Origin of the sequence: Luteimonas yanweni (assembly GCF_039548475.1) — a bacterium.
Taxonomy (GTDB): domain Bacteria; phylum Pseudomonadota; class Gammaproteobacteria; order Xanthomonadales; family Xanthomonadaceae; genus Luteimonas.
This window is the reverse complement of sequence record NZ_JBCLVC010000018.1, coordinates 40,013-58,609: the sequence shown is the minus strand read 5'-3', so window position 1 is coordinate 58,609 and position 18,597 is coordinate 40,013. Positions and strand designations below refer to the sequence as shown.

The window sequence follows — 18,597 nt, the reverse complement described above, 5'->3', positions numbered from 1 at the left end:
CCGAAGATGGAACTCCCCCTGCCCAGCCGGGCCGCACAGGACGCACCAGGCCATGCCCGCCACCGTTTCCGCCTCATCCACCGCCGCCACGGACGCATCGCACTGGCCGCCGCCGTTCCTGCTGTACCTGGGCAACGCGGCGGACGACCTTGCCGCCAAAACCGCGCGCGGGCTGGTGCAGTTCCGGCCCGAGTGGTGCGTGGGCCAGTTCCGCGGGCCGGAATGCAGGACCAGCGTGCACGTGCCGGACATGGACTTCGCCCAGGCCCGCGCCGCCGGCGCCAACACCATGATCGTTGGCGTGGCCAATGCCGGCGGGCGGCTGGGCGCGGACTCGGTCGCGGACATCATCGCGGCGCTGGATGCCGGCATGAACGTCGCCTCGGGCCTGCACGAACGGCTGGTCTCGCACCCGGAGATCGTCGAGGCCGCGCGCCGCAACGGGCGCCACCTGTTCGACGCCCGCACCCCGCCGGCCACGCCCGTCGGCAACGGCGCGAAGCGCGCCGGGCGCCGGCTGCTGACCGTCGGCACCGACTGTTCCACCGGCAAGATGTACACCACGCTGGCGCTGGAAACCGAGATGCGCGGCCGCGGCCTGGCCGCCGACTTCCGCGCCACCGGCCAGACCGGCATCTTCGTGGCCGGGCGCGGGATCCCGATCGACGCGGTGGTCGCCGACTTCATTTCAGGTGGCATCGAATGGCTGTCGCCCGAGCGCCACGATGGCGGCTGGGACCTGATCGAAGGCCAGGGGTCGCTGTTCCATCCCTCGTACGCGGGTGTGTCGCTGGGCCTCCTGCACGGCGCCCAGCCCGACGCACTGGTGCTGTGCCACGAACCCGGCCGCCCGCACATGCGCGGCCTCCGCCACTACCCGCTGCCCGGCCTGGCCGCCACGCTGGAAGCAAACCTCGCCGCGGCGCGGCTGACCAGTCCCGGCGTGGTCGCGGTCGGCCTGGCACTCAACACCTCGAAGCTCGACCCGGCCGGTGCCGAGCGCGCCTGCCGCGAGGCCGAGGACCTGCTTGGACTGCCGGCACAGGACCCGATGCGCGGCGGCGTGGCGCGGATCGTCGACCGGCTGCTGGAATCGGTGCCGTGCTGAGCCTGGCGCATGCCAGCCACATGCTGGCAACGCCCTTCCGGATCTCGCGCGGCACGCGCACCTCGGCCGAAGTGGTGGTGGCGACGGTCAGCCGCGGCGGATGCACCGGCCGCGGGGAGTCGATGCCCTACGCGCGCTACGGCGAAAGCGTGGCCTCGGTGATCGACCAGGCCTCGCTGCTGGCCCCGGCTATCGCCGGCGGCCTGGACCGGCGCGGACTGTGCGAACTGCTGTCCCCGGGCGCAGCGCGCAATGCCCTGGACTGCGCGCTCTGGGACCTCGAGTCGCAGCAGCAGGCGGCCGCGGTCGCGTCGCTGCTGGGCCAGCCCGATGTCCCGCCCCTGGTCTGCGCGCAGACCGTGGGCCTCGACACGCCGGAACGCATGGCCGAGGCGGCGCGCGCGCTCGCCCACCTCGACCTGGTGAAGATCAAGGTCGATGCCACCGATCCCGCCGCACAGATCCGCGCCGTGCGCGACGTGCTGCCCGGTGCGCGCCTGATCGTCGATCCCAACGAAAGCTGGTCCTTCGAACTGCTGCAGGCGATGCAGGCGGTGCTTGCGGAGGCCCGCATCGACCTGGTCGAGCAGCCGCTCCCTGCCGGCGAGGACGACGCCCTGCTCGGATTCGTACCGGTCACGCGCCTGTGCGCCGACGAGTCCTGCCACACCGCCGACGACCTGGCGCGCCTGCGCGGGCGCTACCAGGTGGTCAACATCAAGCTCGACAAGACCGGCGGCCTCACCGGCGCGCTGGAACTCCTGGACGCGGCGCGCGTGCAGGGCTTCGAGATCATGGTCGGCTGCATGATCAGCTCCTCGCTTGCGATCGCGCCGGCGTGGCACATCGCGCGCCACGCCGAATTCGTCGACCTCGACGGGCCGCTGTGGCTGAAAGACGACCACGCCGGCGGCGTGGCCATGCGCGACGGCCTGCTGCAGCCCGCGGCACCGGCGCTGTGGGGTGGCGGCACTCGCGCCAGGGACGCGCACGCCGCATGAGGGCCGGCCGCGGCCTGATGGTTGCCTGCCTGCTGCTGCTCGCCGGATGCGCCAGTCGGCCGCAGCCGCAGCAGCCGTCCGCAGTCGAGGCCAGGAATGAAGCTGACACCCTGATCCACGGCGGCCTGCTGTTCGACGGTGGCGACGGGCCCGGCCGGAGCGCCGACATCGCGATCCGCGGCGACCGCATCCTCGAAGTCGGACCCGGCCTGCGACGGCGCTACCGCGCGGCGCGCGAGATCGACGCCAGCGGCCACGTGGTGTCGCCGGGGCTGATCGACCCGCATACCCATCCCGACACCTACCTGCGCTCGCAGGATCCGGCGATGCGGCGCCTCCTGCCCTGGCTGCACCAGGGCGTGAGCACGATCTTCATCGGCATCGACGGCGGCGGCACACCGGACATCGCCGCCGAGCGCGCGGCGCTGGAAGCCGCGGGCACCGGCACCAACGTCGCCGCCTACGTCGGCCTGGGCCCCGTGCGCCGACGCGTGCTTGGGCACGATGCACGCGCACCCGACGACGCCGAGCTGGTGCGCATGCGCGGCCTGGTCGCGAACGCGATGTGCGAGGGCGCCTTCGGCCTCTCCGCCGGCCTGTTCTACGCGCCGCAAAGCTTCGCTTCGACCGACGAGGTGGTCGCGCTCGCGCACGAAGCCGGCGTCCGCGGCGGGATCTACGACACCCACCAGCGCGACGAATCGAGCTACTCGCTGGGCCTGATGGGCTCGATCGAGGAAGTGCTGGAAATCGGCCGGCGCGCACGGCTTCCGGTGCACATCGCGCACATCAAGGCGCTGGGCGCGGACGTCCACGGCAGCGCAGGCGACATCGTCGCGCGCATCGAGCGCGCGCGCGCCGAAGGCCAGCGCGTGACCGCCGACCAGTATCCGTGGCTGGCCTCCTCCACCAGCCTTGGCGCCGCGCTGCTGCCGCGTTGGGCGGTGGACGGCGGGCGTCCGGCGCTGTTCGAGCGGCTCGACGACCCGGTCACTGCCGCCCGCATCCGCGACGGCATCCGCGACAACCTCAAGCGCCGCGGCGGTGCCGACGCGATCCTGATGACCGGCACCGGCTGGCCGTGGAGTGCGCGCACGCTGCAGCAGTTCGCCGTCGAGGCCGGCCTCGACCCTGTCGAAGCCGCGCTGCGCATCATCCGCGAAGGCGGCACCGGGCGCACCGGCTCGGCGCAGCGCATTGCCTCGTTCAACATGCGCCGCGATGACGTCGACCTGCTCATGCGCCAAGCCTGGGTGCTGACCGCCTCCGACGGCGGCGATGGCCACCCGCGCCAGTACGCGACCTTTCCCGAGAAGTACGCGCGCTTCGTCGTGGGTGAGGGTGTGATCGACCTGGCCGCTTTCATCCACCGCTCCACCGGGCTGACCGCGACCACGTTCGGCATCGCCGATCGCGGCTTCCTGCGCGCCGGGCAGTTCGCAGACGTGCTGGTGTTCGACCCGGAGGCCTACGCGCCGAAGGCCGACTACATCCGGCCGGACGTGCTGTCTACGGGCGTCGTGCACCTGTTCGTCAACGGAATACCGGTGATCGACGAGGGCCATGCGGCACATGCCCTGCCGGGCCGCATGCTCCAGCATCGTCCGCCTCCGGGCACCTGCCCCTGAGCACCGCCCGCCACCCGCGGGCGGCCTGAGACCGAGAAGGAAGCCATGCTGCAACTCGACGCCGTCCAGACCCTCGCCCTCGCCGGCATCGCGCTGTTCATTGGCTATGCGCTGTGCCGCGTGATCCCCGTGCTCGGTCGTTACAACCTGCCGCCGCCGGTGATCGGCGGACTGGTGTTCGCGATCGCGGCCTGGATCGCCCACGACCGCGGCACGACGCTGTTCGTGCTCGACACCGGGCTGCAGAGCCCTTTGATGATCGCGTTCTTCACCACCATCGGCCTCAACGCCAGCCTGCGCCTGCTGAAGATCAGCGGCAAGCAGGTGATGGTGTTCCTGGCCCTGGCCACCGTGTTCGCGGTGGCGCAGAACCTGCTCGGCATGGCGGTGGCGATGGGCTTCGACCTGCACCCGCTCTTCGGCGTCCTCGCAGGCTCGACCACGCTGACCGGCGGCCCGGCGACGGGGCTGGCGTTCGCGCCGCTGTTCGAAGCGGCCGGCGTGGAAGGCGCGGAATCGATCGCGGTGGCCGCGGCGATGTCGGGCATCGTGCTGGGCGGACTGATCGGCGGGCCGGTGATCACGGTGCTGATCCGGCGCTTCAAACTGGTGTCCTCGCGGCCGCAGGACCACACCTCGCCCGAGGACCTCCAGGCCGCCGGCCCGCCGCTGACCGAAGCCCAGCGCGAATACGGCGCGCTGAAGAGCATTGTGGTGATCCTGGTGGCGATGTGGCTGGGCAGTTGGGTCAGCGACCTGATCTCGACCACCGGCATCACCCTGCCCGCCTACGTCGGCGCGATGCTGGTCGGCGCGGTGATCCGCAACATCGACGACGCCACCGGCTGGATCGGCATGTCGGTGCCGACCACCGACCTCATCGGCAACGTCAGCCTGGCGCTGTTCCTGTCGGTGGCGTTGATGAACCTCAAGCTGTGGGAACTGGCCGGCCTGGCGATGCCGCTGCTGGTCAACCTGGGCCTGCAGGTGGCGATGGTGGCGGCATTCTGCCTGGTGGTGTTCCGGATGATGGGTCGCGACTACGACGCCGCGGTGATGGGCGGCGGCTTCATCGGCTTCATGCTCGGCACCACTGCGAACGCGATGGCGGTGATGCGCACCCTGGTCGAGCGCTACGGCGCGGCGCCGCGCGCGTTCCTGGTCGCGCCGCTGGTTGGCGCGTTCTTCATCGACTTCAGCAACGCGCTGATCATCACCGGGTTCATCAACTTCTTCAGTTGACCGGCACGTCGTACAGCGGCCCCGGTGCCACGCCGGTCTGGAAGCTGTAGTGCCACCATTCCATCGGATAGTTGGCGAAGCCGCCGGCGGCCATCGCGTCGCGCAACAGGTGGCGGTTGGCGCGCTGCTGCGCGCTGGCCTCCGGCGAATCGGTATGGGCGCGGGTGCCGAAGAAGTCGAAGCCGGTGCCCATGTCCAGCGGCGCGCAGTCCAGGCCGCGATCGTCGCAGCGCAGCACGGTGAGGTCGACGGTGTGGCCGCGGCTGTGGCCCGAAACCTCGGCGATGTAGCCGTCGAGCAGCTGCTGCTTGTCCAGGTCCGGGTAATGGGTGGCCTTGGTGGCGACGTCGCCGGCATCGCCGACCCAGCGCATGAAGTGCGTCACCGCGCGCACCGGGCGGTAGCAGTCGAAGATGTGCAGGCGCATGTCCCGCTCGCGCAGCGAGGCCTCAACCCGCGCCAGCGCCTCGGCCGCCTCGCGCTTGAGCCAGCAGCGCGGCGCTTCGTAGCCGTCCACCGGCGCGCCGACGAAGTTGTCGCTGCCGGCATAGGCGATCGCCTGCGACATGTCCGGCACCAGGCTGCGGATGTCGACCATGCCCGCCGCGTCCATCGTGGCCGCGCCGGAGACGACGGGCGCGGCCGGCGTCTCCTCAAGGCCGGCGATGAAGTGCTCGTGCAGCGCCCGGTTGACCGCCGTCCGCAACGCCTCCTCGCCGCGGCTGCCGTTGGTGATCACGACGAAGCCGTACTTCCTCTCCGCATCGAAGAACATCGAGCTGTACAGGCCGTAGGCCGATCCGGTGTGGCCGGTCAGCACCACCCCGGGCACCAGGGTCCGGTCGGTGCGCATGGCCAGGCCGTAGCCGCCGCTGCCGTCGTCGATGGCGACGGTGGGCGTCTGCATCGCCACCGCGCTCGCCGGGCTGATGATGCGCACGCCGTTCCACTGGCCGTGGTTCATGTGCATCAGCATGTACTTCGCCAGGTCCGGCGCCGGGATCTTCAGCCCGCCCGTGGGCGAGAACAGGGGGGCGTCGCGGCCCATGGCATAGCCCTGCAGGCGTTCGGCCAGCGGCGCGTAGGCCGCCTCCGAACGCACGAAGCCATCGCCCTCGCGCCAGCGGTAGATCCAGGCGATACGGTCCCGGTCCAAAGCGTCCACCAGGTGGCCACCGTAGAGGCCGAGCGGTTGGAGCACGTGCTTGCGGACGTAGGCGTCGAAGCGCTCGCCGGACACGCGCTCGACGATCGCGCCGGCCATGTTGTAGCCGAGGTTGGAATATTCGTAGCGCTCACCGGGCGCGCGGTCGGCATAGCGCTCCCGCCACGCGCCGCCTGCTCCGGGATCGATGGCATCGAGGCTGCCGTACTGCTCGCCGTCGGTGATCGACGAAGTGTGGTTGAGCAGCATCCGCAGCGTGACCGGGCGCTCCGGGAACGCCGGGTTGCGCACAGGGAAGCCGATCAGGCCGCCAACCTCGTCGTCCAGCGACAGGCGGCCCTGCTCCACCAGCTGCAGGATGGAGGTGGCCACGAAGGACTTGGAGATGGAGGCGATGCGGAAGGCGTCATCCTGTTCAAGGGGAACCTGCCGCTCCAGGTCCTTCCAGCCCAGGCTGCCGCTGTAGACGATGGCGTTGTCGCGGACCACCACCACCGCCAGGCCTACCGTGCCGTGCTCGTCCATCAGCCCGCGCAGCCGGTCCTCGATGCCCTCGGCCGCCGCGGACGGCAGCCAGGCGCAGCAGGCCAGGACGACGGCGAACAGTGCCAGGGCGCGACCGGCCCTGCTGCGTTGCTTCATGGTGCCTCCGAGGGGATTCCGGGACCGTGCGCCAGGCCATCGCCATCCATGGCGGCGGCGCGCGCGTGGACGGCGATCAGTCGAAGGACTTGGTCACCGTCAGGTAGTAACCGCGCCCGAGCGCATTGTGCAGCGAAGAATAGCCCAGCGCGCTCGGGGTCAGCGGCGGCTGGCGATCGCCGATGTTGCGCACCGTCAGGCGGATGCGGGTGCCATCGAGGAAGCCCTCGGTTCCGCTGAAGCGATGCTCGGCCCAGAGGTTGGTCGTCGTCCAGCTCGGCACCGGGTAGTAATTGCCGAGGTTGGAGACCGCGCCGGTCGATTCGAAGGCGTCGGTGTGGTTGACGAAGGTGCCCAGGCCCCAGCCGCCCTTGCGCCACGAGGCGCTGAAGGTGGCGCGCCACTCCGGCTTGCCGTTCACGCCCAGCAGGTTGCCGGCGTTGCGGATGTCGAAGTTGTCATCGATGACCCCGGCTTCCTGGGCGGCGATGATGCGCAGCTCGTCCTCGGTCGGGTCCTGCGACATCTCGATCAGGCGGGTCGCGTTGAGGCTGGAGTAGAAGGTGCCGGCATTGTCCGTGCGCAGGCGCCAGTCGACGCCGAAGTCGATGCCGCGCGTGGTCCGCGGCAGTCGGTTGATGTAGACGTCATCCACGTAGTCGACCATGCCCACCGGCGCCAGCCCGGTGCCGTCGAACAGGTCGATCCGGGCCTGGTCGGGCTCCAGCCGCACCACCGCCGGGTTGTACGAGCCCTCCATGCGCAGCAGGTAGTCCAGCGCCAGCTGGGTGGCCTCGCCCAGGATGCCGATCACGTCTTCCTGCTGGATCTCGAAGTAGTCGGCGGTGAACGTCATCCGGGTGGATTCGGGCAGGAAGCGCGGCTGGAACACGACGCCGGCCGACCAGGTTTCCGCCGTCTCCGGCTGCAGGTCGCGGTTGCCGCTGCGGATCGCCATGGTGCTGTAGCTGCGGCCGCAGCGGTGCACGCCGTCGATGGTGCCGTTGCGGATGTCGGCCTCGCAGACGTAGTAGTCGGTGCGGCTGTTGCTGACCGTGGTGCCTTCGGCGTACAGCTGCAGGATGTTGGGCGCGAGGAAGCTCTCCGACCAGTTGCCGCGGACCATCAGGCCGTCGACGATGTCCCAGGCCAGCGAGACCTTGGGCTTGGTGACGCCGCCGAAGTCCGAGTAGCGCTCGTGGCGCCCGGCGACCTGCAGGTCCAGCGCGCGCACCAGCGGCACGCCCATCGACGGCGACACCAGCGGGATCGCGAACTCGGCGTACAGCGAACCGACGTCGCGGTCACCGGAGTTGTCGCCCGACGGGCTGGCGCCGAGCACGTCGCTGGTGATCGCACCGTTCATCGGGTTGGTATAGGTGATGGTGCCGTCGAAGCGCGGGTCGCGGTCGTCCTTCAGGGTTTCCCGGCGCCACTCGGCGCCGAAGGCGACCCCGACGTGGCCGGCGGGCAGCGCGAACAGGTCCTCGCGGATGAAGCGGGTATCGACCTGGAACAGCGTCGCCTTGCTCTTGCGGACCACGGGAACCGTGAAGTGGTCGATCGCCGCCTGGTTGCGCGCGGAATCCGGCGGCGCGCCCCAGTCGGCGAGGTTGCCGCCGTGGAAGGGGTTGTAGGCATCGGGCGTGCTCCACGCCAGGGCCTCGGTGAACAGCGTGCTGCTGATCGAGCCGTGCTGGGTGTCGGTGGTGTTGGCCTCCGAGTACAGCACCGCGCCTTCCCAGTCGAAGCCGCCCACCATGCCGCGGACGCCGGCCAGGAACCGGTACTGGTCGTCATCGACCGTGTACGGGCGCGTGGTGTCGGTGGCGCGGAAGCTGGTCATGCGCACGTCCAGCCCCTCCTCCGGCGCGTCGATGCCGGCCAGGCGGTTGGGATTGAGCGAACCGTCGGGCAGGTACATGGCGCCGAACGGGTTCCAGTAGTTGGTCTTCGACACGATGATCGGCGCCGCGCCCAGCGCCGCCGCCTGCTCGCGCATGCCCTTGTAGCGGGACTCGTAGTACGCCAGCTCCGCGAAGGCGACGAAGTTGTCGTCCAGATCGTGTTCGAGCGTGCCGAACACGTTCATGCGGTCGACCTCGCCCAGGATGTTGCGCTGGTGGTTCGGGCTGAAGCGCAGAGGCCGGTCGGCGTCGGTGCTCTGCGCGCCGGAATTGACGCAGACATCGTCGGTGATCTGCGCGGTACAGCCGTGGTGGCCCACAGGGTCGATGTGGAAATAGCCGCTGGCGCTGGTGATCGAACCGTTGTCGGCATCGTACACGCGCACGCCGTCGATGGTCTGGAACACGCCCCATGCGGTGCCGGTGATGCGGTCGTCGAAGGCGGTGACGCCCTCGAAGTCGGTGCCGTCCATCTGCGCGCGGCGGTCCATGTTGGCGCTGTAGTCGCGCTCGGTGGCCGGGAGATCGGTGCGGTGCGTCCAGCCGCCGACTACCGTGGCCCGCGTGCGGCCATCGTTGAACCATTTGCCGGCCTTGAAGTTGATGTTGCCCTGGCGGAAGTCCACGTCTTCGGAGCCGCCGTACTGGCCCTGCACCTGGAAGCCCTGGTAGTGGGTGTCCAGCACCACGTTGACCACGCCGGCCACCGCATCGGATCCGTACAGCGCGGACGCACCGCCGAGCAGGGTCTCCACCCGGCGGGTGCCGAACAGCGGAATCGCGTTCATGTTGGCGGTCTGCCGCGGCACCAGCGCCTCGGTCTGCGTGCCCGGATGCGGGACCATGCGCCGCCCGTTCACCATCAGCAGGGTGTTGCCGGTGCCGAGGTTGCGCAGGTTGATCGAGCCGACATCGCCGCGCGCGGCGTTGAGGTTGGCCGAGGTGTCGGCGTTGTTGAACATCATGTCGCCGACCTGCGGGATCGACTGCAGCAGCTCGTCGCCGGAGATCGCGCCGGTCGCCTCGATCTTCTCCTCGTCCATTATCAGGACCGGCGACGGCCCCTCGGTGCGCGTGCTCGCAAGCCGGCTGCCCACGACCACGACGGCGTCCAGCTCCTTTGCGGTGGCAGTGGCGGTGGCGGTTGTCTGCAGCGGCGGCGTATCCGGCTCCGCGACATCCTGCTGCTGTGCAAACGCCATGCTCTGGAGCGTCGCGCCGAGGATGACGCTGAGCAGCGTCGGCTTGGTCAGGCGATGGTGCATGTGGTGTTCCCTCCGAAGACATCAAACCGGCGCGCAGGCGCGCTCCCCTTATTCGACTTTAGCGGCGTTGCCGTTTCGCCAGCCCTCGTTTTTCTGCCCCATCCCATAGCGGGAGGTTATGCCTGCGCGCCTACTGCGCGAAGGCAGCCGCGCCCGGGCGCCGGGGATCGGCCGCGCCTTCCACGTGGGACGCCTCCAACAGCAGCGTCTGCGTGCTGCCGATGGTCTGTCCCTGCTCCGGCTCGTGGCCGCGCTCGCGCAGGATGCGCAGCGTGTCCGGACTGAACCCGCGCTCGATGTCGAGCTCGCCACGCGCGGTGACCTGCTGGTGGATGCGCGGGAACGACGTCGCCTCCGCGATGTTCATGTCGAAGTCGACGACGTTGACGATCATCTGCACGATCGTGCCCGGGATGGTGTTGCCGCCCGGACTGCCGGTCACAAGCCACGGCCGGCCATCGCGCAGCAGCATCGTCGGCGACATGCTCGACACCGGGCGGCTGCCCGGCCGCAATGCGTTCGCCGGCGGCTCACGGCCCTCGCGGGCGGCATCGAGTTGCGCCTGCAGCGAGAAGTTGCCGATCAGGTTGCCTAGCAGGAAACCCGTGCCTTCAAGCATCACCCCTGAGCCGAAGTCGGCGCCGATGGTGTAAGTGGTGCTGACCGCGTTGCCCTCGTCGTCCACCACCGAGAAATGGGTGGTGTCCGGTCCTTCATGGGCCCAGATGTCGCCCGCGTCGACCGCGGCCGCAGGCGTCGCCCGGTCCATCGCGATCTCCGTCGCCCGCGCCGCGCCATAGGCCTTTGAAACAAAGCCCTGCAGCGGCACGGGTGACGCCGCCGGATCGTTGGCGTGGGCCCGACGGTCGCGCCAGGCGCGCTTGGTCGCCTCGGCCAGCACGTGCAGCGCATCGGCGGAGCCTGCTCCCATCGTCGCCAGGTCGAAGTGCTCCAGGATATTGAGCGTCATCGCGATCCCCGGCCCGCCGCCACTGGACGGCGGCATGGTCAGCAGCGCATAGCCGCGGTAGCTGCCGCGCAGCGGCTCGCGCGCGATGGCGCGATACGCGGCCAGGTCGGCCTTGCGCAGCAGCCCACCGTGGGCGCGCATGCCGGCGTCGATCCGCTCGGCGATCGCGCCGCGATAGAACGCATCAGCGCCGTGTTCGGCGATCTGGCGCAGGGACCAGGCCAGGTCGGCCTGCACCAGGCGCTCGCCCGCGCGCAGCGCGGATCCGTCCGGGTGCAGGAAGACCTTCGCGCCCGCAGTGCTGCGCGCCAGTCGCTCCCGGCCCCAGTCCAGCGCAAAGGCCTCGTCGCGGCTGAGCACCATCCCATCCGCAGCCAGTCGGATCGCGGGCTGCAGCAACTGCTTCCAGGGCAGGCGGCCGTGCGCTTCGTGCGCCAGCGCCAGACCCGCCACGGTGCCCGGCACGCCCGCGGCGCGGATGCCGGCCGAGTGGCCCTTCAGGGTTCCGTCCCCATCGATGTAGGCATCGAGCGTGGCCAGCGCGGGCGCCATCGAGCGGAAGTCGATCGCGACCGCGGCGGCCCCGCCCGCGGGATGGACCAGCATGTAGCCGTCGCCGCCGATGTTGCCGGCGCGCGGAAGGGTCACGGCCATGGCAAAGGCCATCGCCACGCTGGCGTCGACCGCGTTGCCGCCATCGCGCAACACCTGCGCCCCGATCCTGCTGGCATGCGCGCTCTGGCTGACGACCATGCCGCCCTCGGCGACCACGGGCTTGTGGATCTGTTCGTAGTTGAGCAACTGCCGCGTCTGCGCTGGCGCCGCCGAGCCGGCGGCCAGGCAGAGCGCGAACAGCGCCACGCGGAACAGCCTGGATTGCCTGCGCATGTGGTGGTCTCCTTGTCGGCGGGGCAGCGCTTCGACACTGCCCGAGGCCGGCCCGGCTGTCGCCCAGCTTTCCTGCGGACGGGTATGCGGCGGGGCTATGGGCGCGGCCATAACCTGGCGTTATCGGACACCTCCGCAAAGCGTGGGGCGCCCGGCGTGCGATCGCGATAGCCTCGGGACCTCCTCCCGCCGGCGACGCACCCGTCGCCGGCCTCCGCAGGAACCTGCCCTTGACCTCGTCCCTGCTGCACGCATCGCTCTCCACGGCATACCGCGCGCTTGCCTCGCTGTCCGTGCTCTGCCTGGTCGCCTGCGGCACCGGCGCAGGCGCCGGCACACCCGCGCCCCCACCGCCGGCCGCCGTGGCGGACACGCCCGCGGCAGGCCTGGTCAGCAGCGCGCACCCGCTCGCCACCGAAGCCGGCGTGGACGTGCTGCGCCGTGGCGGCAGCGCGATCGATGCCGCCATCGCCGTGCAGGCCATGCTGGGCCTGGTCGAGCCGCAGAGCTCGGGCCTGCTGGGCGGCGCGATCGTGCTGCATTACGACGCGGACTCGGGCCGGGTGGACAGCTGGATCGGCCGCGAGCGCGCGCCAGCGGCCGCCGTGCCCGGCATGTTCACCGACGGCAACGGGCACATGTTGGTGCGCGCCGACGCGATGCTGAGCGGACACGCCACCGGCGTACCCGGCGCGCTGCACGCGCTGGAGCTCGCACACGCCGCGCACGGCCTGCTGGACTGGTCCACGCTGTTCGAATCCACGGCGGCGCGGGCCGAGCAGGGCTTCGCGGTGACGCCGCGCCTGCATCGCCACATCGCCGGCACGTTTCCGCAGGCAGGGGCATCCGACGTGGTGGCGCTGTTCGCCGCAGCGGACGGCACCCCGCTACGCGTCGGCGACACCTTCCACAATCCGGCCTATGCCGCCAGCCTGCGCACGATAGCCGTGCGCGGCGCCGATGCCCTGCGCTCGGGGCCGCTGGCCGACGCACTGGTGGCGCGCGTCGCGCAGCCGCCGCACGGCGCGCGCATGACGCTGGCGGACCTGCGCGAAGGCAGCGCCGAACGCAGCGACGCCATCTGCCGTCCCCTGCGCGCCTGGGTGATCTGCGCGGCACCGCCGCCCGCCAGCGGCGTCGGCCTGCTGCAGCTCATGTTGCTGCTCGACGGCACCGACATCGCCGAACGCGGCCCCGACGATCCACAGGCCTGGTTCCTCTTCGCCGAAGCCAGCCGCCTGATGTACGCCGACCGCGACCACTACGTCGGCGACCCGCGCTTCACGCAGGTGCCGGTAGCGGGCCTGCTTGATCCGGACTATGTCGCTGCGCGCCGCGCGCTGATCGGCGCGCATGCCGCCACCGGCCGGCCCGCGCATGGCCAGCCGCCCGCCGCGACCGCGCACGGGGCCGACGCCACCCACGAGCCCGCCGGCACCAGCCACTTCGTCGTGGTCGACGCCGCGGGCAACGCGGTGTCGATGACCACCACCATCGAATCCTATTTCGGCTCCGGGCGCGTGGTCGGCGGCATGCTGCTCAACAACCAGCTGACCGACTTCTCCTGGGGTCCGGGCACGACTGCCGCCAACGCGATCGCACCCGGCAAGCGCCCGCGCTCATCGATGTCGCCTGTGATCGTGCTCGACCGCGACGGCGGTTTCGTCGGCGCGATCGGCTCGCCGGGCGGCAACGCGATTCCCGCCTACGTCGCCAAGGCCCTGGTCGGATGGCTCTATTGGGACCTGCCGCTGCAACAGGCGGTCGCGCTGCCCAACCTGGTCGCGCGCGGCGAACGCTTCAACGGTGAGGCCGGCGCTTTTTCCCCGGCGCTGCGCGCGGCGCTGTCCGGGCGCGGCATCGACATCGTCGCGGGCGCCGGGGAGGACTCGGGCCTGCACGGCGTGGCCCGGACCGACGGCGTCCTGCAGGGCGCCGCCGACCCGCGTCGCGAAGGCGTCGTTGCACAACCTTAGTCACGCGACATACGGGCAACCGGCGGCGATCATGACGGTGCCACCCTGGAGTGCCGGCCGACAATGCGCTTTCGCCAGATCGAAGTCTTCCACGCCGTCTATACCTCCGGCTCCATCAGCGCCGCCGCGCGCGCGCTGCACGTCTCGCAGCCCTCGGTCAGCAAGGTGCTGCAGCACACCCAGCAGCAGCTGGGGCTGGAGCTGTTTCGCCTGGTGCGCGGGCGGCTGGTCGCCACCGACCAGGCACACGAGCTGTTCGTCGAAGTTTCCGAGGTCTTCAACCGGCTGACTTCGTTGCAGAAGACGGTCGGCAACCTGCGCAGCTTCGCCGGCGGCCGCATCCGCCTGGCGGTCGTGCCTTCGCTGGGGCTGCACGTCGCGCCGCTGGCGATTGCGCGTTTCCGTGCGCGCCACCCGGACGTCACCTTCGACGTACAGACGCTGCACCACGATGCGCTGTTCCAGGCACTGTACGAACGCAGCTGCGACATCGCCATCGCCTACGACCCGCCCATGCACCCACGAATGAAACGTCGCGACATCGACACCGGGGAGCTGATGCTGTTATTCCAGACTGCGGCCCTTCCCGGCGTCGACGAGCACGTGCCGCTGCGGATCCTCGACGGCCAGGACCTGGTGGGCCTGACCACGGGCGGGCCGGTGGGCGAACTGCTCAACCGCGAGCTCCAGCGCCAGGACATCACGGTCAACGAAGTGGTTTCCAACCAGACCTTCTACATCGCCGCCGAACTGGCGCGCCACGGCGTGGGCGTGGCGGTGGTGGACGAGTTCACCGCGCGCGCAGCCACGGGCCCCGCCACCTCGCACCGGCCGTTCTCGCCGCCGCTGCGCTTCAAGGTGCAGTGCGTGCACCTCGAGGACCGCCCGCCATCGGAGGCCGCGCGCCGCTTCCTGGTGGTGTTTGCAAAGGCCCTGCGCGACACGCGCCCGGGCGGGGCCTAGGCAGCGCTGCCCGGCGCGGCGGCACCGGACAGCCGGTCCAGCCGGATCCGGTTTGCGAACAGCGAGAACGCCAGCTGTCCGGCCAGGCCGTTCGCGCGCGCCACCCAGTCGGGCAGCCAGCGCGGCGGCGCCAGCACCGCGGCATCGAACAGCGGATCGAAGGCCTGCACGTCGTCAAGCGTCATCTTGCCGGCGAACAGGCGCCGGCACTGGCGCAGGCGGCCGTCGCGCAGCGCGTGGCGGAAGAAGGTGTGCACCTCCACCAGCCCGCGCAGGTAGACCGTGTCCTTGGCGAAGGCCGCGCCGCCGGTCACCGGCACGCCGCGGAACACGCGCTGGGCCGAGGAGAAGCTTTCCGCAGCGTCCTGGCCGGCGTCGCGGAAGTAGCCGAACACCTGCAGAAAGTCCGCGCCCTCCATCGCCATCGCGATGGCCTCGGTGCGCAGGCTGATGCGCTTCATGCGTTCGATGTCGATGCTGCCGGTGATCTGTTCGGCCAGCACCGCCAGGCCCTCCTGGGTGGCGGTGATGCGCGGCGAGGACATCGCCAGGCTCGGCAGCAGCGGCTGCGCGCGGCCGTTGAGCGCGGTCAGCGAATGCACCAGCGCCTCGTGGTGCAACAGTTGGCGGCGGTCGTAATCGGTGTAGGCGGCACCGGTGCGCAGGCGGATGCGGTAGGCGCCGGCCGCAGCCTTGGCGATCATGTCCGGGTCCAGCTCCACCGCCACCACGCGCCCGCCGAAGAAGGCGTCGAGCGCGTTCTGCAGCTGCAGCTGCAGCGCGGTGGCGGAGATCGCGACCTGCTCCTCCGGCGCCAGCAGTTCGCGGTCGAGCTCGTTGGCGATGGCGATGAAATGGCGCGCGGCCTCGCGCGTGCTCGGCCCGCCGCCAGGCAGCGGGTCGTCCGGCCGGCCGTACAGCGCCACCGACAGCGCACCGGCCGCGGGCGTGCCCAGCGCTTCGAGCATGCGCGCGGCCACGTCCCACTGCCGCGCCGAGTCCACCAGGTAGCGACCGAGCGGATGCGCGGGGTCGGCGGCATCCATGATCGCCTGCAGTTCGCGGCGGGCATCGCTGAAGTCATGGCGGGGATAGCCGACCCGCGGCAGCCGCAGCCGGCCCTGCGCAAGGCCGGCAAGGAACTCCTGCTGCACCGTCGCCGGCCAGCTTGCCAAGGTCAGCACCCGGATCCCGCGCGCCGCCGCGACCATGCGCGCGTCGAGCGCGGCGTGGCCTGCGAGCTCGGGCGACCGGGCGTCCACGCCTCAGCGCTTGCCGGACCGGTCGTCCGGCCGCTTCTGTGGAGTGCGCGATGGCAGCTTCGCGACCTGCCGGTCGGCCAGGCGCGAGGCCAGGCGGTCCGAGGCGGCGGCGAGTTCGCCGCCAAGCTTCAGGTAGTTGAGGAAGCGGCCTTCGTCGAGCGCCCCGCTGGCGATCGCGGCGCGCACCGCGCAGCCGGGCTCGCGGCCGTGCGCGCAGTCGCGGAACCGGCATTGCGCCGCCAGCGCCTCGATGTCGGCGAAGCCGCCGTCGGCGAGTTCTTCCTCGCCGGTGGGCTTGAGTTCGCGCATGCCGGGCGTGTCGATCAGGCAGGCGCCGGTGGCCAGCGGGAGCAGCGCGCGATGGGTGGTGGTGTGGCGGCCGCGGGCATCGTGCTCGCGCACAGCGGCGGTCTTCATCCGGTCGCTGCCGAGCAGGGTGTTGGTCAGCGTGGACTTGCCGGCGCCGGAGCTTCCGACCAGCACGGCGGTGTCGCCCGGACGCAGCCAGGGCGACAGCGCCGCGACCGCCGCCGCGTCCTTCGCGTTCACTGCCACCGCAGGCACGCCCAGGGCCTCGATGGCGGACAGCGCAGCGTGCGCCGCGGCCGGGTCGGCACCCGGCAGGTCGGCCTTGGTCAGCACCACCACCGGCTGCGCGCCGCTGCCCTGCACCAGCAGCAGGTAGCGCTCGATGCGGCGCGGATTGAAGTCCCCGTCCAGCCCGCAGACCACGAAGGCCACGTCGACGTTGGCGGCGATCAGCTGCTGCCGGTAGTGCTCGCCGGCGGCGCCGCGCTTGATCGCGCTGCGGCGCGGCAGCAGGGCGACGATGCGCTTGCCGTCCTCGACCAGCACCCAGTCTCCGACTGCGGGCCGGTCTTCCGGCGCCACCGTGCCCTTGCGGTATCCGACCGGCCGCTGCCACTCGGGCAGCGACTCCACCGCGACGCCGTCGTCGGGACCGGTGGCCACCACGTAGCCCGAGCGATGCTGCTCGACCACCCGCGCAGGGCGCGCCTGCGGATGCGCGTCCATCGCCTCCTGCCAGCGCGGATCGATGCCGGCCCGCCAGCCGATGGCCTGCAGTTCGGCGGGGGCGGGATTCAAGCGCTGGGGCGATGGAAGATCATGGCCGCGATTCTAGCGCCCGCCAGCGCTGCCGGCTTGGCAGCCCTTGGTGCGCCTGCGACCATCGCGCGTCACTGCCCCCGACTGGATTCCAGATGACGCCTTCCACCGAAGAACGCCGGCACCGCTGCGGCCACGCGGCCACGCGCGCCGCCCGCTGGCTGCCCGCCGCGCTGGCGTTGCTCGTGGCCGGCTGTGCGTCGCACCAGCCGATCGATCCGCCGGAGGCGGCGGCCTCCGTGCCGCCCGCCGCCGCTCCGGCGGACGTACCGCAGGTGGCGGTCCAGGTCCGAAAGGCCTGGCGCTTCGACGCGGACGGCATCCGCTTCGACAACCTGCTACCCGCGGCGCGGCTGTCCGGCGTGGAGCGCCTGGGTGAAGGCCGCTACCGCATCGACATCGCCCCGGAAACGGAGCCGGTCAATCCCAGCGCCTGGTATGGCTTCCGCATCCACGCCGATGCGCCGCGCACGCTGGAGCTGCGCTTCGCCTATGCCCACGGCCATCGCCACCGCTACGTGCCCAAGCTCAGCGCCGACGGCCGGGAGTGGCGCGAGGCCGGTGGCGACGAGTACCGGGTCGATGACGACGGCGTCGCCCATCTGCAGCTGCAGCTCGAAACGGGCGCGCTGCACGTGTCGGCACAGCCGCCGTTCCTGCCCGGGGACTTCGAGGCGTGGTCGGCAGACGTCGCCGCGCGGCTCGGCGTCGAGCCACGCACCTTCGGCAGTTCGGTCCAGGGCCGCCCGCTGCATGTTTTCGAGTTCGGCGCCGTTGCCGACACCGACGCACCGGTGCTGCTAGTGCTCGGGCGCCAGCATCCACCCGAGAACACCGGGACCCAGGCGCTGACCGGATTCATAGAGTCCCTGGCCGCGGACACGCCGCAGGCACGCACGTTTCGCGAACGGGTGCGCGTGCTCGTGGTGCCGCTGCTGAACCCGGACGGCGTGGTCGAGGGCCACTGGCGCGGCAACGCCAACGGCGTCGACCTCAACCGCGACTGGGGGCCATTCGCGCAGCCGGAAACGCGCGCGCTGCGCGACCTGTTGGACGCCCGCGGCATCGACGCAGGCCGCGTGGCCTTCGCCATCGATTTCCACTCCACCTTCCGCGACGTGTTCTACACCGTGACCGAGGATCCATCGCGCGCGCCGGGCGGCGTGCTGCACGCGTGGATCACGGCCATGCAGGCCGGTTTCGACATCGAGGAAAAGCCATCCACCGCCCGCTCGCCGGTGTTCAAGAACTGGGCGTTCTGCCGCCTCGGCGCGCCAACGGTGACCTACGAGGTGGGCGATACCACGCCCGCCGCGGAGCTTGACAAGGCCGCCCGCCACGCGGCGCAAAGCCTGATGGCCCTGCTGCTGGAGCCGCAGCCGCCCACGGCCGTCCCGGAATGCCCGCACTTCGGCGTCGGCGACTCACATCGGCAATTCCGCTAGTCTCTGC

At 71.1% G+C, this 18,597-nt stretch carries 12 protein-coding genes; 7 read left to right on the top strand and 5 right to left on the bottom strand.

The features are described from left to right. Positions 1 to 52 precede the first annotated feature (52 nt). The 4 genes from dgcN to gltS are packed head-to-tail and all read left to right on the top strand — an operon-like array spanning position 53 to position 4,979. A complete protein-coding gene (gene dgcN / locus WCE39_RS13785; protein WP_343255904.1) occupies positions 53 to 1,108 on the top strand; it encodes an N-acetyltransferase DgcN in 1,056 nt (351 codons plus the stop codon). Further along, positions 1,102 to 2,109 (top strand): N-acetyl-D-Glu racemase DgcA, encoded by a 1,008-nt coding sequence (dgcA, locus tag WCE39_RS13780; RefSeq protein WP_343277254.1) that lies wholly within the window; start codon positions 1,102 to 1,104, stop codon positions 2,107 to 2,109. Before dgcN ends, dgcA begins: the two co-directional genes overlap by 7 nt. Then, positions 2,106 to 3,737: an N-acyl-D-amino-acid deacylase family protein gene (locus WCE39_RS13775; protein WP_343277253.1), complete on the top strand. Its 1,632-nt coding sequence runs from the start codon at positions 2,106 to 2,108 to the stop codon at positions 3,735 to 3,737. Before dgcA ends, WCE39_RS13775 begins: the two co-directional genes overlap by 4 nt. Before the next feature lie 45 nt (positions 3,738 to 3,782). Further along, on the top strand, positions 3,783 to 4,979 hold the full coding sequence (gene gltS / locus WCE39_RS13770) for a sodium/glutamate symporter (RefSeq protein ID WP_343277252.1): 1,197 nt from the start codon (positions 3,783 to 3,785) through the stop codon (positions 4,977 to 4,979). Here the strand turns inward: gltS and WCE39_RS13765 are convergent. From WCE39_RS13765 to ggt, 3 genes are all read right to left on the bottom strand, one after another. Then, positions 4,972 to 6,786, bottom strand: coding sequence for a serine hydrolase (locus tag WCE39_RS13765; protein WP_343277251.1), 1,815 nt, complete (start codon positions 6,784 to 6,786; stop codon positions 4,972 to 4,974). The genes gltS and WCE39_RS13765 overlap by 8 nt on opposite strands. A gap of 76 nt (positions 6,787 to 6,862) precedes the next feature. Next, positions 6,863 to 9,958 carry a TonB-dependent receptor domain-containing protein gene (locus WCE39_RS13760; protein WP_343255909.1) on the bottom strand — a complete coding sequence of 1,032 codons (3,096 nt, stop codon included), beginning with the start codon at positions 9,956 to 9,958 and terminating at the stop codon, positions 6,863 to 6,865. Positions 9,959 to 10,088: 130 nt separating this feature from the next. After that, the gene (ggt, locus tag WCE39_RS13755) at positions 10,089 to 11,816 is read right to left on the bottom strand and encodes a gamma-glutamyltransferase (protein ID WP_343277250.1); all 1,728 of its coding nucleotides are present in this window, start codon (positions 11,814 to 11,816) and stop codon (positions 10,089 to 10,091) included. Between the two features lie 230 nt (positions 11,817 to 12,046). Here ggt and WCE39_RS13750 point away from each other — a divergent pair, with 230 nt between their 5' ends. Next, positions 12,047 to 13,792: a gamma-glutamyltransferase family protein gene (locus WCE39_RS13750; protein ID WP_343277249.1), complete on the top strand. Its 1,746-nt coding sequence runs from the start codon at positions 12,047 to 12,049 to the stop codon at positions 13,790 to 13,792. 63 nt (positions 13,793 to 13,855) lie between these two features. Next, complete coding sequence (locus tag WCE39_RS13745) at positions 13,856 to 14,755, top strand: LysR family transcriptional regulator (RefSeq protein ID WP_343277248.1); 900 nt, start codon at positions 13,856 to 13,858, stop codon at positions 14,753 to 14,755. Here the strand turns inward: WCE39_RS13745 and WCE39_RS13740 are convergent. Continuing rightward, the gene (locus WCE39_RS13740) at positions 14,752 to 15,966 is read right to left on the bottom strand and encodes a flavohemoglobin expression-modulating QEGLA motif protein (protein ID WP_343277293.1); all 1,215 of its coding nucleotides are present in this window, start codon (positions 15,964 to 15,966) and stop codon (positions 14,752 to 14,754) included. The genes WCE39_RS13745 and WCE39_RS13740 overlap by 4 nt on opposite strands. Before the next feature lie 54 nt (positions 15,967 to 16,020). Beyond that, positions 16,021 to 17,124 carry a ribosome small subunit-dependent GTPase A gene (gene rsgA, locus WCE39_RS13735; RefSeq protein ID WP_452299600.1) on the bottom strand — a complete coding sequence of 368 codons (1,104 nt, stop codon included), beginning with the start codon at positions 17,122 to 17,124 and terminating at the stop codon, positions 16,021 to 16,023. A 116-nt stretch (positions 17,125 to 17,240) separates the two neighbouring features. On the opposite strand from rsgA, the gene WCE39_RS13730 reads away from it, so the two are divergent. Next, positions 17,241 to 18,590, top strand: coding sequence for a M14 family metallopeptidase (locus WCE39_RS13730; RefSeq protein ID WP_343277247.1), 1,350 nt, complete (start codon positions 17,241 to 17,243; stop codon positions 18,588 to 18,590). The last annotated feature ends 7 nt before the right edge of the window (positions 18,591 to 18,597 follow it).